16 protein-coding genes and 1 pseudogene are annotated in these 13,382 nt (G+C 68.1%); 2 read left to right on the top strand and 15 right to left on the bottom strand.

The genetic code is table 11. The features are described from left to right. Positions 1-144: 144 nt before the first annotated feature. The 6 genes from HHL28_RS09220 to HHL28_RS09195 form a co-directional block, all read right to left on the bottom strand. Positions 145-756 carry a glutathione S-transferase family protein gene (locus HHL28_RS09220; protein WP_075768706.1) on the bottom strand — a complete coding sequence of 204 codons (612 nt, stop codon included), beginning with the start codon at positions 754-756 and terminating at the stop codon, positions 145-147. A 14-nt stretch (positions 757-770) separates the two neighbouring features. Next, on the bottom strand, positions 771-1,433 hold the full coding sequence (locus HHL28_RS09215; protein WP_075768707.1) for a glutathione S-transferase family protein: 663 nt from the start codon (positions 1,431-1,433) through the stop codon (positions 771-773). Between the two features lie 144 nt (positions 1,434-1,577). Continuing rightward, entirely contained in the window at positions 1,578-2,522 is a 945-nt protein-coding gene (locus HHL28_RS09210) for a branched-chain amino acid ABC transporter permease (protein WP_449687614.1), read from the bottom strand. A gap of 46 nt (positions 2,523-2,568) precedes the next feature. Next, a complete protein-coding gene (locus tag HHL28_RS09205; protein WP_075768709.1) occupies positions 2,569-3,456 on the bottom strand; it encodes a branched-chain amino acid ABC transporter permease in 888 nt (295 codons plus the stop codon). Positions 3,457-3,472: 16 nt separating this feature from the next. Further along, the gene (locus HHL28_RS09200; RefSeq protein ID WP_075768710.1) at positions 3,473-4,195 is read right to left on the bottom strand and encodes an ABC transporter ATP-binding protein; all 723 of its coding nucleotides are present in this window, start codon (positions 4,193-4,195) and stop codon (positions 3,473-3,475) included. Further along, a complete protein-coding gene (locus HHL28_RS09195; protein WP_075768711.1) occupies positions 4,188-4,940 on the bottom strand; it encodes an ABC transporter ATP-binding protein in 753 nt (250 codons plus the stop codon). The genes HHL28_RS09200 and HHL28_RS09195 overlap by 8 nt, the downstream gene beginning before the upstream one ends. A gap of 166 nt (positions 4,941-5,106) precedes the next feature. Between HHL28_RS09195 and HHL28_RS19115 the strand changes: the two are divergent. Next, positions 5,107-6,048, top strand: a pseudogene (locus HHL28_RS19115) (ABC transporter substrate-binding protein); the annotation flags it as partial. A 43-nt stretch (positions 6,049-6,091) separates the two neighbouring features. Next, the gene (locus HHL28_RS19110) at positions 6,092-6,457 is read left to right on the top strand and encodes an ABC transporter substrate-binding protein (RefSeq protein WP_449686450.1); all 366 of its coding nucleotides are present in this window, start codon (positions 6,092-6,094) and stop codon (positions 6,455-6,457) included. Between the two features lie 65 nt (positions 6,458-6,522). Here the strand turns inward: HHL28_RS19110 and HHL28_RS09185 are convergent, their stop codons facing one another. The 9 genes from HHL28_RS09185 to HHL28_RS09150 form a co-directional block, all read right to left on the bottom strand. Then, positions 6,523-7,137: a hypothetical protein gene (locus HHL28_RS09185; protein ID WP_169655020.1), complete on the bottom strand. Its 615-nt coding sequence runs from the start codon at positions 7,135-7,137 to the stop codon at positions 6,523-6,525. Beyond that, positions 7,134-7,466, bottom strand: a complete 333-nt coding sequence (locus HHL28_RS09180) for a DUF6364 family protein (RefSeq protein ID WP_075769146.1) — start codon at positions 7,464-7,466, stop codon at positions 7,134-7,136. Before HHL28_RS09180 ends, HHL28_RS09185 begins: the two co-directional genes overlap by 4 nt. Before the next feature lie 73 nt (positions 7,467-7,539). Continuing rightward, positions 7,540-8,403, bottom strand: a complete 864-nt coding sequence (locus HHL28_RS09175; protein WP_075768713.1) for a LysR substrate-binding domain-containing protein — start codon at positions 8,401-8,403, stop codon at positions 7,540-7,542. Positions 8,404-8,514: 111 nt separating this feature from the next. After that, the gene (locus HHL28_RS09170; RefSeq protein ID WP_404325455.1) at positions 8,515-9,138 is read right to left on the bottom strand and encodes a DUF6671 family protein; all 624 of its coding nucleotides are present in this window, start codon (positions 9,136-9,138) and stop codon (positions 8,515-8,517) included. After that, the gene (locus tag HHL28_RS18510) at positions 9,036-9,356 is read right to left on the bottom strand and encodes a hypothetical protein (RefSeq protein WP_404325454.1); all 321 of its coding nucleotides are present in this window, start codon (positions 9,354-9,356) and stop codon (positions 9,036-9,038) included. The genes HHL28_RS09170 and HHL28_RS18510 overlap by 103 nt, the downstream gene beginning before the upstream one ends. An 11-nt stretch (positions 9,357-9,367) precedes the next feature. Further along, positions 9,368-9,772 (bottom strand): nuclear transport factor 2 family protein, encoded by a 405-nt coding sequence (locus tag HHL28_RS09165; protein WP_075768715.1) that lies wholly within the window; start codon positions 9,770-9,772, stop codon positions 9,368-9,370. A gap of 97 nt (positions 9,773-9,869) precedes the next feature. After that, the gene (gene egtB, locus HHL28_RS09160; protein WP_083698727.1) at positions 9,870-11,213 is read right to left on the bottom strand and encodes an ergothioneine biosynthesis protein EgtB; all 1,344 of its coding nucleotides are present in this window, start codon (positions 11,211-11,213) and stop codon (positions 9,870-9,872) included. Positions 11,214-11,466: 253 nt separating this feature from the next. Then, complete coding sequence (locus tag HHL28_RS09155; RefSeq protein WP_075768716.1) at positions 11,467-12,558, bottom strand: site-specific DNA-methyltransferase; 1,092 nt, start codon at positions 12,556-12,558, stop codon at positions 11,467-11,469. A gap of 109 nt (positions 12,559-12,667) precedes the next feature. Continuing rightward, positions 12,668-13,294: a ribonuclease HII gene (locus HHL28_RS09150; protein WP_075768717.1), complete on the bottom strand. Its 627-nt coding sequence runs from the start codon at positions 13,292-13,294 to the stop codon at positions 12,668-12,670. Between the last annotated feature and the right edge of the window lie 88 nt (positions 13,295-13,382).

Below are 13,382 nucleotides of genomic sequence, written 5' to 3'. Positions count from 1 at the left end.
TTTGACCCGGGACCCTCGGGATCGGTCGATGCAGATCACCGAAAGTCCTGTTTTACCTTGTTCTGCACCCCGCTGCCGCCCCTTGGCACGTCCGCTTTCCCAAGGGCCCCGGGTCAAGCCCGGGGTGACATCACGCGCTCTGCACTAAGCTTTTGCACTCGGCCTCGCCCTGATCTCCTCCAGCCACCGCCGCGTGTTGGCATGGTCCTCCGGCAGGGGCACGCCGCCGTAGCGGCAGAAGAACTCCACCGTGGTGAAGGCGGTGATGTCGGCGATGGTGAAGCGGTCGCCGGCGATGAAGGGCCGCTCGCCCAGGTCGCGGTCCAGTTGGCGCAGGCGCTTCTCCGCCACCGGCTTCTGCTTGCCGGCGAACTCCGGGCACTGGTCCTCCAGGGCCGCCATCTTGGGGTGGCTGTGGCGGAAAACGCTGGCCATGGGCAGCAGCAGTTCCCACTCGATCCGACGCTGCCACATCTCGATCACCGCGGCCTCCTTGGGGTCGCGGCCCATCAGGTTGGGCTCGGGCTGGATGCCCTCCAGATAGCGGCAGATGGCGACGCTCTCACAGATCACCGTGCCGTCATCCAGCTCCAGCGCCGGGATGCGGCCGCTGGCGACCTTGGCGCGGTAATCAGGGGACTTGTGCTCCCCCTTGCCGATGGTGACGGTGACCTTGGGGATGTCCAGGCCCTTTTCGGCCAGGAACATGCGGACGCGGCGCGGGGTGGGGGCGACGGGGTCGTCATAGAGCTTCATGGTTCCGGTCCCCCTCAGCGCACGACCATGGACTGGCCGGCCTTCACCACCTGCTCCGCCTTCTCCGGCCGGGGCGGGACGGTGATGCCCTTCGCGCAGGCGGGCCTCGCCGCGATGGCGTCCACCCAGCGGGTCAGGTGGGGCAGGCCCTCCAACTCCACGCCCGACCATCTGTGGGTCCGCACCCAGCACCAGTTGGCGATGTCGGCGATGCTGAAGTCCCCGGCCAGCCACTCATGCTCTGCCAGCCGCCCGTCCAGCACGGTGAACAGGCGGTGGGACTCCTTCTGGTAACGGTCGATGGCCGGCTGGTAGGTCTCATGCCAATAGCGGAAGAACACGTTGGCCTGGCCCATCATCGGGCCGATCCCGCCCATCTGGAACATCAGCCACTGCATGACCAGCGACCGGCCCTTGGGGTCCGTCGGCATCAGGCGGCCCGTCCTCTCCGCCAAGTAGACCATGATGGCGCCGGACTCGAAGACGGCGAAGTCCCCCGCCTCCCGGTCCACGATGGCGGGGATGCGGCCGTTGGGGTTGATGGCCAGGAACCAGGGCTCCTTCTGCACGCCCTTGGACAGGTCCAGGGCGTGGACGGTATAGGGCAGGCCCAGCTCCTCCAGCGTGCAACTCACCTTGTGGCCGTTGGGCGTGGGGGCGGTGTACAGGTCGATCACGCTTCCTCCCGGTGTTCTTGTTGGTTGGTGGCAGGGTAGGGCAGGGGGCCCGGCCGCGGCACGCATTTTCTCGTGTGCCCTGAAACAGGAAAGGCCCCCGCGAAAGGGGCCTTTCGAATTCGAAAGTGTCGGGAAGTGTGGGACTCAGAGGCGGATCTTCAGCCGGTGCGCCAGCTCCCCCACGATGCCGCGGCGGAACAACAGTACGCAGGCCACGAAGACCAGGCCGATGACCACGGTGGCCGGCAGCGTGGTGGTGGCCAGGTAGTTCTGGAGCATGACGACGATCACCCCGCCCACGGCGGGGCCCACCATGGTGCCGATCCCGCCCAGCAGGGTCATCAGCACCACCTCACCCGACATCTGCCATTGCACGTCGGTCAGGGTGGCAAGCTGGAAGACCAGCGCCTTGGTACCCCCGGCGATGCCCGCCAGCGTGGCGGACAGGACGAAGGCCATCAGCTTGTACTTGGCGGTGTCATAGCCCAGGGAGGTGGCCCGCGCCTCGTTCTCCCGGATCGCCTTCAGCACCTGGCCGAAGGGGGAGTGGACGATGCGGTAGATGAACCAGACCCCGCCGGCGAAGATGGCCAGCACGGTGAAGTACATGGCATAGGGGTTGTTCAGGTCGATCAGGCCGAACAGGCTGCCCCGCGGCACGCCCTGGATACCGTCCTCGCCCCCCGTGAAGGGGGCCTGGAGGCAGACGAAGAACACCATCTGCGACAGGGCAAGCGTGGTCATGGCGAAGTAGATGCCCTGGCGGCGGATGGCCAAGGCGCCGATGGCGGCCCCGATCACGCCTGCCGACAAGCCGCCCAGCAGGATCGCCAGTTCCGGCGTCAGCCCCCAGACCTTGGCCGCGTGGGCGGTGACATAGGCTGCCCCGCCGAAGAAGGCGGCGTGGCCGAAGCTCAACAGGCCCACATAGCCGATCAGCAGGTTGAAGGCGCAGGCGAACAGGGCGAAGCACAGCGCCTTCATCAGGAAGACGGGATAGACGACGAACGGCGCGATGATCAGGCCCACAAGGGCCACCGCCGCCAGGATCATCAGCGGCCGCTCGGGGTTGCCCGGGGCCACGGCCATGGTGGGGCGCTTGGCGGGCATGGGATCGGTGTGTTGAGCGACCATGTCAGGTGGTCCTCCCGAACAGGCCGGCCGGCTTGACGAGAAGCACGATGGCCATGATGACGAAGATCACGATGTTGGCGGCCTCCGGGTAGAAGACCTTGGTCAGCCCCTCCACCAAGCCCAGGCCGAACCCGGTGATGACGGCGCCCAGGATGGAACCCATGCCGCCGATCACCACCACCGCGAAGACGACGATGATCAGGTTGGAGCCCATCAGCGGGTTCACCTGGTACATGGGGGCTGCCAGCACCCCGGCGAACCCGGCCAGCGCCACGGCCGCCGCATAGGTGCCGGTGACCAGCAGGGGAACGTTGACGCCGAAGGCCTGCACCAGTTGCGGCTTCTCCGTCGCGGCGCGCAGGTAGCTGCCCAGCTTGGTGCGCTCGATGGCGTACCAGGTGCCGAGGCAGACGGCCAGGCTGGCCACCACCACCCAGGCCCGGTAGGTGGGCAGGTACATGAAGCCCAGGTTGGTGCCGCCCTGCAGCGCGTCCGGCACCGGGTAGGGCTGGCCGGAGACGCCGTAGAGGTGGCGGAACAAACCCTCGACCACCAGGGCGATGCCGAAGGTCAGCAGCAGGCCGTAGAGCGGGTCCATCTTGGCGATGCGCGACAGCATGGTGCGTTCCAGCACCACGCCGAACGCCGCCACCACCAGGGGCGCCAGGATCAGGGCCGGCCAGTAGCCGACGCCCAGCTCCTGGAACAGCAGCCAGGCGACGAAGGCGCCCAGCATGTACAAGGCACCGTGGGCGAAGTTGATCACCCCCAGCATGCCGAAGATCACCGCCAGGCCCAGGCTGAGCAGGGCATAGAAGGCGCCGTTGATCAGCCCCAGCAGGAGCTGCCCGAACAGGGCCTGGGGCGGGATGCCGATCAGTTCCATCATGACCATTGCCCCTGTGTCAGACGCCCAGATACCGGGCCAGCTTCTCGGCCTCGGCCTCCAGCCGGTCGTTGGGGATCATGTCCACCACCTTGCCGTCCTCCATCACGTAGTGGCGGTCGGCCAGGGTGCTGGCGAAGTGGAAGTTCTGCTCCACCAGCAGGATGGTGAAGCCCTTGGCCTTGAGCTGGCGGATGATGTCGCCGATCTGCTGCACGATCACGGGCGCCAAGCCTTCCGTCGGTTCGTCCAGCAGCAGCAGGTTGGCGCCGGTGCGTAAGATCCGGGCGATGGACAGCATCTGCTGCTCGCCGCCTGACAGCTTGGTGCCCTGGCTCTTGCGCCGCTCCTTCAGCCGGGGGAACAGGCCATAGACCTCCTCCACCGTCAGCCCGCCCTGCTTCACCACGGGCGGGAGCATCAGGTTCTCCTCCACCGACAGGCTGGCGAAGATGCCCCGGTCATCCGGCACATAGCCGATGCCGACGCGGGCGATCTTGTCGGGGCGCAGGCCCACCAGCTCCGTCCCGGCCACCTGGATGGAGCCCTGTTGGCGGTCCAGCAGGCCCATGATGGCGCGGAGTGTCGTGGTCTTGCCCACGCCGTTGCGGCCGATCAGGGTGACCACCTCCCCCTCGGCGACCTGGAAGTTGACGCCGTGCAGGACGTGGCTTTCCCCATAGAAGCCGTGCAGGTCGCGCACGGACAGCAGGGTGCGGGTCAAGGTGGCGGCGTCAGGCATGTCCCGTCCCCATATAGGCCTCACGAACGTCGGGGTTGGCGCTGACCTCCGAATAGGGGCCTTCCGCCAGGATCTCCCCGCGCATCAGCACGGTGATGCGGTCCGACAGGTCGGCGACGACGGACAAATTGTGCTCCACCATCACCACCGTGCGGCCCTTGGCGACGCGGCGGATCAGGTTGGCGATGCGGCCGATGTCCTCATGCCCCATGCCGGCCATCGGCTCATCCAGCAGCAGCGTGTCCGGTTCCAGCGCCAGGGTGGTGGCGATCTCGAGCGCCCGCTTGCGGCCATAGGACAGTTCCGCCGCCGTCACCTGGGCGAAGGCGGACAGGCCCACCTCCTCCAGCAGCTCCATGGCCCGGTCGTTCAGCCGGTCCAGGATGCTTTCGGAGCGCCAGAACTGGAAGGTGGTGGCGGTGTGCCGCTGCAGCGCGACCCGCACGTTCTCCAGCACCGTCAGGTGCGGGAAGACGGCGGAGATCTGGAAGGACCGTACGACCCCGCGGCGGGCGATGGCCGCCGACGCCACATGGGTGATGTCCTCCCCATGGTAGAGGATCTGGCCCGAGGTCGGGACCAGGAACTTCGTCAACAGATTGAAGACCGTCGTCTTGCCGGCCCCGTTGGGGCCGATCAAGGCATGGATGCTGCCCCGCCGCACCTGGAAGTTCAGGTTCTTCACTGCCGTGAAGCCCTTGAACTCTTTCGTCAGGCCGCGGGTCTCCAGGACGTACTCCGTCATCGTCCCTCCCCGGGGCCGGCTTTGTCGCCGGCCATGCTGCCGGGTGCCCCCACGGGGGCCCCGTCTTTCGTTTCCCGCCCTGGATTAGGCATCAAGCACTTAGGGCTTGGCAAGGCCGCATCCGGGGCACAAACATGAAAAGTGATTCAAGTTCCAGGTTTTTGCCATGATCCCCTTGGAAGTGGCAAGGACGTTCGGCATAGTGCTGCACGGACAGGGGATGCCGGCCGCTCGGCCGAGACGGAAAAACAAGCCCTTGCGGAAACCAAGTCCAGGAGGAAACCGAATGCGCTCCAGCTTTGCGAAATCCCTGCTCGCGGGTGCGGCCCTGGCCCTCGCCGCCGCGGCCGCGCCGACGGCGGCCAACGCCCAGGTGTCCGGCGACACCGTGAAGATCGGCATCCTGAACGACCAGTCCGGGCCGTACGCGGACTTCGGCGGCAAGGGCTCGGTCGTCGCCGCCCAGATGGCCATCGAGGACTTCGGCGGCACCGTGCTCGGCAAGAAGATCGAGCTGGTCAGCGCCGACCACCAGAACAAGCCGGACATCGGCGTCTCCATCGCCCGCCAGTGGTTCGACGCCGAGGGCGTGGACATGATCGGGGAGCTGACCACCTCTTCCGTCGCCCTGGCCGTGCAGGACCTGGCGAAGGAGCGGGGCAAGGTGAACATCGTGGTGGGTGCGGCCACCTCCCGCCTGACGGGCGACGCCTGCTCCCCCACCGGCTTCCACTGGGCCTATGACACCTATGCCCTGTCCCGTGGCACCGGGGCGGCGGTGGTGGAGTCCGGTGGCAAGACCTGGTACTTCCTGACCGCCGACTACGCCTTCGGCCACCAGCTGGAGAAGGACACCAGCGAGTTCGTGACCGCCGCCGGCGGCAAGGTGCTGGGCGCGGTGCGGCACCCGCTGAACACGTCGGACTTCAGCTCCTTCCTGCTGCAGGCGCAGTCTTCCGGCGCCAAGGTGGTGGGCCTCGCCAACGCGGGCACCGACACCACCAACAGCATCAAGCAGGCGGCGGAGTTCGGGCTGGTGGCCGGTGGCCAGAAACTGGCGGGCCTGCTGTTCACCCTGACCGACGCCCACGCCCTGGGCCTGAAGACGGCGCAGGGCCTGACCCTGACCGAGGGCTGGTACTGGGACCGCAATGACGAGTCCCGCAAGGGGGCAGCGCTACTTCGACAAGATGCAGCGCATGCCGAACATGATCCAGGCCGGCACCTACTCCTCGGTCATGCACTACCTGAACGCCGTCAAGGCCGCCGGGACCGACGATGGCAAGGCCGTGGCCGCCAAGATGAAGGAGCTGCCGGTCAAGGACGTGTTCGTGGGTGAGAGCGGCGGCACCGTGCGCAAGGACGGCCGCATGGTCCACGACATGTACCTGTTCGAGGTGAAGACCCCGGCAGAGAGCAAGAAGCCCTGGGACTATTACAAGCTGGTCAAGACCATCCCCGCCAAGGACGCCTTCCTCCCTATCGAGAAGAGCGCCTGCCCGCTGGCGAAGAGCTGAGGCTGGCCGGGTTGGCATGAGAGCGACGGCCGGGGCAGGGTGCCCCGGCCGTTTGCATTCCGGGACTATCGACGACGTCCCACGGCACTCGCCGGCACCCAGGTGCTGCCGATGGCGGCAGGGTCGTCGATCCCATCGGGCAGGTCGGTGAAGGCGCGGCGGTCCTGGGGGCGGCGGTCGGCCTTGGTGGGGTGCGTCATGTCATGGATGACCGCGTCGGCGGAGTCGATCACGCCCACCTTCTCAAGCCCCCGCAACAGCGCCACGGTGGACAGCAGGTGCAGGTGGGGCGGCTTGTTGATCACCCGGATGGCGGCATCCTCGAACAGCAGGGCAACCGGCTCCCCGGACGAGACATAACGGCGCAGGCCGTCGTCGGAGGACATGAAGTCCACGATGGCCAGTTCCCCCGCGTTGCTTTTCAGCTTCTTGCCGGCCCGGCGCTTTTCCCTCTCCATTTCCCCGATCTCCGTGGGGGCGATGAAGGGGGGGTGGTTGGCGTCGATGAATGCCTTCACAGCCCGGTCCTTGGGATAGGACGGGTCGCTGGTCAGCTCGTCATATACGGCGTCCACCACCACCAGCGGCATATCCAACGCGAGCAGAAGGTCGAGCCGGTCGGCGACCCAAAGGCTGTTGAAGGGCCCGGCATCCGGGATGATCAGGGTGCAACGGTTCACCCCTGCCTCCATAGCTTGGCGAACATCGCCGCCTGGTTCTCCACCTCATGCGGCGGCGGCAGGGGCATCGGCAGGTCGGCGTCCCCCAAAGCCACCAGCAACTCCGCGTAATCCCGCAAGCCGAGTTCGCGGATGGCGTCAGCACGGGAAAGCTTCCCCTGGGAATAGGCAAGCAACGGGTCGTTACGAGGGGCCGCCGATCCCGTGGAGGTGATGGTCTCCAGATGCTCCCGGATCAGTGCGGTCATGGTCGTGCCATGGGCGGCCGCATACGCCTTCGCCCGGCTCACAAGCTCGTCCGGCAGGTTCAGGGTCGTGTTCCGCAGCATGATGATGCCTCCGACGGTCCACATATATATGTGATCTCACCGCCGGATGCAGTCAACAGGCACCAAGCGGCTCCTACCCCCGCTGCTCCATGCCCTGGATGATGGACTCCGCCAGCATGGTCGCGGCGCGGCTGGCGGAGGGGACGGTGCGGAGGGCGATCTCGGCCTCGGCCAGGTCGGGCAGGCCGTGCTCGGCGCCCAGGACGCGCAGCCCCGTGGGCACCATGTCGCGGGGCAGGACGGTGGCGCCCAGCCCGGCGCGCACGGCGGCCTGGGTGCCGGCCAGGCTGGGGCTGGTGTAGGCGATGCGCCAGGACAGGCCGGCGCCGTCCAGGGCGGCCAGGGCCCGCTTGCGGTAGACGTCCGGGGCCGGGTGCAAGACCAGGGGCAGGCTGCCCTCCCGCGCAGTGGGGAAGGAACCGGCCGCCGCCCAGACCAGGGGCTCCCGCCAGACCAGGGCGCCGTCGCTGGGGCCGCGTGGCTCCCGCTTCACCAGCACCAAGTCGAACTCGTTGCGGTCGAAGGCCTCCAGCAGGTTCATGGTGAAGTCGCAGCGCACCTCAAGCTGTACCCGCGGGTGCGCCTCGGCGAAGGCGGCCAGCACGCCGGGCAGGTGCACGGTGGCGAAATCCTCCGGCGTCCCCAGGCGCACCGTGCCTTCCACCTCCGGCTCGGTCAGGCGGGCCCGCACCTCATCGTTCAGGTGCAGCATGCGGCGGGCATAGCCCAGCAGCAGCTCCCCCTCCGCCGTCAACTGGACGCCGCGGCCCACGCGGCGGAACAGGTCCTGGCCCAGGCTGTCCTCCAGCCGCTTCACCTGCAGGCTGATGGTGGATTGGGTGCGGCCCAGCCGCTCTGCCGCGCGGGTGAAGCCGCCCAGGTCGACGATGGCCACGAAGGTCCGCAACAGGTCCAGGTCCAGGTTCCGGGTACCCATCAAACCCCTCCTGCCCACCGGCACCAATGGATTGCATTGGGAAGATGGGATGGTTGTGGGGCAACGGGAAATGAATAATTCACATCAAATCCATTGGATTCGGACTATGGGTCAGGGATTGCAGCCCGGGCATTGGCCGGGATCGGCCAGGGCGGGTTGGTGGGGTCGGGGGCGGGTCTCCGCGTGGTCGCAAGCGGGGCAGCGCCAAGACAGGCCCAAGGGGGCCGGCGTCGGCTCCCCGCACCAGCCGCAAGGCAGGCCGGGGACAACCCGCTCCGGCCCGAAGCCGGGGGCGGCGCAGGCAGGGCAGGGGGTGGCAAGGCGTCGGGCCAGACGGACGGCGACCTTGCGGATTTCCCCCATGCGGGTCGGATTCAGATGGGCGCGCATGTCCGTCTCCACCCGGGCGAGCCTGTCGGGGGAGGTCTCCGCCGCCGCGGCCATGGCGGCGGCCAGGGTGCCCAGCTCCCGGATGCCCTTCACCAGGGGCTGGGAGGGGCCGGCGTTGGGGCGGGCGATGACGGCATGGCTGGGGAAACGGGCACGGGCCAGGAAATCGGCAATGTCATCGGTAGTGCGGCCCGTGGCGTGGCCGAAGTTGGTGCGCAGGCTGGCCCGGGACTCCACCAGGGTCAGTCCCGTCTCCAGGTCCAGGAAGCAGGCCAGCTCATGCCCCATGGCCAGCCAGGGCAGGGACGGGTGCGGGCCGAAGCTGCCCTCGCTCGCCAGACCCAAGGGCAGGCCCGACGCCTCAGCCGCCAGCCGGGCCTTGGTGATGACCGTGTCGCGGGGGTGCCCTGCCGCTCTACCTCCCCGCTGAAGGTGCCGAGCTGGTCGGTGTCGATGTCGGCCAGGGTGACCGACAGCCCCAGGCGGCGCAGCAGGGGCGGGGCGAAGGCGCGTTCCTTGCCGTGCCGGGTACCCAGGGCGACGGTGCGGCCGGCATGGCGCATGGGCGGCCCGCTCAGTGCAGGACAGGCGGCCGCTCCGCCGGTCGGTTGTCCATGCCGGGGTTGACGGGGGTTGCCTGGTGGTGCAGCAGCCGCCAGTCTCCGCCGACGCGCACATAGATGTTGGTTGCGGCCAGGGCCACGCCGTTGATGGTCTCCTGGCAGAGGACCACTGCCGTTTCCCCGTTCAGGATCACATGCTCGCCCGTGCAGGACACCTGCGGGGTCATGCGGCTGCGCAGGATGGACCGCCAACTGGCCACCACCTCGGCCCGGTTCAGCAAGGCCGGCCAGCCCGGGTGCACGCAGGCCACGTCATCACGGTCTGCCAACAGGGCCACAAGCCGGTCGGCGTCGCCGTTGTTGAAGGCCTGGTAGAAACGGCGGTTGGCCGCCAGGACAAGGTCGGTCTCGGACAAGGGATGGGGCCTCCTGCTTAACGCGGGAGAAGTGCCCCGTTTGCGCCTGGGTTGCAAGGGGGCGCGGCCATCCGCACCCCCCGCCATTGGCACAGGCTCAGACGTCGTCCGCCAGGCGGATGCCGGTCATCTGCCACCGGGCGTGCGGTGCCAGATGGTGGCGGAAGCTGGCGCGTACCAGCTCACCCGGCGTCAGGGCGCTGCCACCCTTCAGCACCATGCGGCCGGCGGCGGGAACATGGGCATATTCCCCGATCGCCAGGTCGCCCGGCCGGTAACGGGGATAGGGGGCCAGGGCGCTGGCCGTCCATTCCCAGGCGTCTCCATAGGCCTGCCACGGCCCCGGGTTGCCGGAACAGGAGCCGGGCACCGGGTGCAGCTTGCCGTAGTCCAGCAGGTTGCCGGTGCGGCGCTGACCCTGCACCGCATGTTCCCACTCGGCCTCCGTGGGCAGGCGCTTGCCGGCCCAGCGGGCAAAGGCGTCGGCCTCATACCAGCTCACATGGCAGGCGGGTTCCTCACCGTCCATCAGCTTGGGCCCGGACAGGGTGAAGGTGTGCCAGATGCCGCCACGCTTGAACCAGTAGAGCGGCGCCTTCCAGCCCTCCCGCTGGGCCAGCGACCAGCCGTCCGGGTGCCAGAGGCTGGCATTGCCGTAGCCGCCATCCTCCATGAACTCCTGGTACTCGGCATTGGTCACCAGCCGCCCGGCGAAGCGGAACGGCTCCAGGTGGACCCGGTGGCGCGGTGTCTCCAGCTCGAAGGCATGGGCGCCGGGCTCCATGCCCACCTCGCAGATGCCGCCCGGATATTCCTGCCAGCTCTGCCCCGCGGCGGCGGCAAGGCCGGTGGGTTGGGGCGACTGGTAGGCGGGGTGCAGCGGGTTCAGCCAGAAGGCGTGCTTGATGTCCGCCAGGATCAGTTCCTGGTGCTGCTGCTCATGCTGAAGGGCCAGTTCCAGCCGCCGGGCCACCGCGGGCCAGCCCAGGGACGGGGTGTCGGCCACCAGCCGCAGCACGGCGGCGTTCACATGGTCGCGGTAGCGCGCCACCTCCTCCGCCGTGGGGCGGGAGAGCAGGCCGCGCTGGGCGGCGGGGTGGCAGGTCTCCGCCGGTTCCACCATGGCGTTGAAGATATAGCTGAAACGGTCGTCGAAAGCCGTGTAGCCGGGGATGAAACGCTCCAGCACGTGGCGCTCCAGGAACCAGGTGGTGTGTCCCAGGTGCCATTTGGTGGGGCTCGTCTCCGGCCCGGACTGGACCATCTGGTCCTCTGCCGACAGCCGTGCCGCCAACTGCCCCGACAGGCCCCGGATGCGCCGGAACCGTCCGGCCAGGATGGGACGCGCCTCCGTGTCCGGCCGTGCCGCCGGCTGCCCTTGATACCCCGATGCCGGGCTCATCCCCGACAGGTCGGCGGTGAAATCCCGCAAACCGTCCATCGCCCAATCCCCCCGCGTTTGCCCCGCGACTTCTGGCTACCCCGCCGGCCTCCCCCGCTGGGGGTGCGACAAGGTACCGGTCGGGACCATTCAACGCCGGGTGGGGATGGGCGTACCACCACGCACCGTGGCTACCGCCCTTCCCTGTGGGGGTAGCCACACCACGTCCGGATCACCCCGTTCACTTTTGGAACGGTTTTGAATCGAACTTGTTAGAACCTGTTCGGTCCAGGCAGATGCGGGCGCATGGCCCTCAATGCATCTCGCTGATCACCTTCTGGCGAAGCACGTCGATGGGGGCCAGGCTGGCGCCCTGCTGGAAATGCCAATAGGTCCAGCCGTTGCAGGCGGGCAGGCCCTGGAGGGCGGCACCCACCTTGTGGATGCTGCCCTTGTGCTCACCCAGATGGTTCTCGGCCACCAGGGTGCCGTCGGCGCGCACCTTGGCGATGTTGCGGCGGCGCTGGTCGAACAGCAGGGTGCCGGGCTGGAGGTAGCCGCGCTCCACCAGGTTGCCGAAGGGCACGCGCGGCTGGGCGCGCTTGGACGGCACCTCCAGCAACTCCGGCTCCGCCACCTCCTGCACCTGGGCGATGCGCTCATTGGCGAGGCGGGCGTACTGGTGTTCCCGCTCCAGCCCGATCCAGCGGCGCTTCAGCCGCTTGGCCACGGCCCCGGTGGTGCCGGTGCCGAAGAAGGGGTCCAGCACCACGTCGCCCTGGCGGGTGGACGACATGATCACGCGGTACAGCAGGGATTCCGGCTTCTGGGTGGGGTGGGCCTTCTGCCCCGTCTCGTCCCGCAACCGCTCCCCGCCGGTGCAGAGGGGCAGCGTCCAGTCGCTGCGCATCTGCAGATCCTCGTTCAGGTTCTTCATCGCCTCATAGGCGAAGTAGTACTTGGCGTCCTTGGACTTGGCGGCCCAGATCAGCGTCTCATGCGCGTTGGCGAAGCGGCGGCCCTTGAAGTTGGGCATGGGGTTGGATTTGCGCCAGATGATGTCGTTCAGGATCCAGAAGCCCAAATCCTGGAGGATGGCGCCCACGCGGAAGATGTTGTGGTAGCTGCCGATGACCCAGAAGGTGCCGTCGTCCTTCAGCGTGTGCCGGACGCCGTCCATCCAGTCGCGGGTGAAGCGGTCATAGCTTCCGAAATCCTGGAACCGGTCCCATTCCTCATCCACCCCGTCCACCCGGGTGTGGTTGGGCCGCATCAGGTCGCCGTTGAGCTGCAAATTATAGGGCGGGTCGGCGAACACCATGTCGACCGAGCCGGCGGGCATGTCCCGCATCAGTTGGACGCAGTCGCCGACAAGGATGCGGTTGGTCTGGAGCGGCTGGGACATGGGGTTCTGGACCGTCGTGTTGTTGGGCCGAATCGGGGCCGAATCGACCTGACAATGAGTCCCGGCCGAGTCGCCGTCAACACGAAAGTTCAGGGAAGAGTCAGTGGAGTCAGAGCGTTAGGGAAAGTTGTTCGGAGACAGGTGCAAAACTGCGACGGTGGTGGGGGGTGACGCCCAGGCGCCTTATCGCCTCCTTGTGGGCGGCCGTGCCATACCCCGCGTTCCGCTCCCACCCATATCCGGGGTACTCCCGCGCAAGGTCCCCCATGATCTTGTCCCGGGTCACCTTAGCCAGGATGCTGGCGGCGGCGATGGACAGGCTCAGCGCGTCCCCGTCCACCAGCGTCTCCACCCGGCAGGGCAGGGGCGGTCGCTGGTTGCCGTCCACCAGGGCGATGGCGGGTGTCAGGCCCAACGCGGCCACGGCGCGCCCCATGGCCAGGAAGGTGGCGCGCAGGATGTTGACCTCGTCGATCTCTTCCACCGACGCGATCCCGATGCCATGGGCGGGGGCGTTGGCCCGGATCGCCTCGAACAGCGCCTCCCGCCTCGCTGCCTTCAGGGCCTTGCTGTCGTCGATGCCGGCGCACCAGGCGGGGATGCCCTTGCCGGGCGGCAGGATTACCGCCGCGGCCACCACCGGCCCGGCCAAGGGACCCCGCCCCGCCTCATCCACCCCGCAGACCAGGGCGGCGGGGGCGTGGCCGAGGCGGATTTCATGGGACAGGTCAGGCATGGGCCGGAGGTTTGGCGGAAAGGGCGGGGGAGGGCAAGGGGAATGGCGGGCTGGACAGGGTACCAGCTGGCCTCATACACTTGTTGCA

Origin of the sequence: Aerophototrophica crusticola, assembly GCF_012913305.1 — a bacterium.
Classification (GTDB): domain Bacteria; phylum Pseudomonadota; class Alphaproteobacteria; order Azospirillales; family Azospirillaceae; genus Niveispirillum; species Niveispirillum crusticola.
Note: the sequence above shows the minus strand (reverse complement) of the source record. Positions and strands in the feature narration are given on the sequence as shown.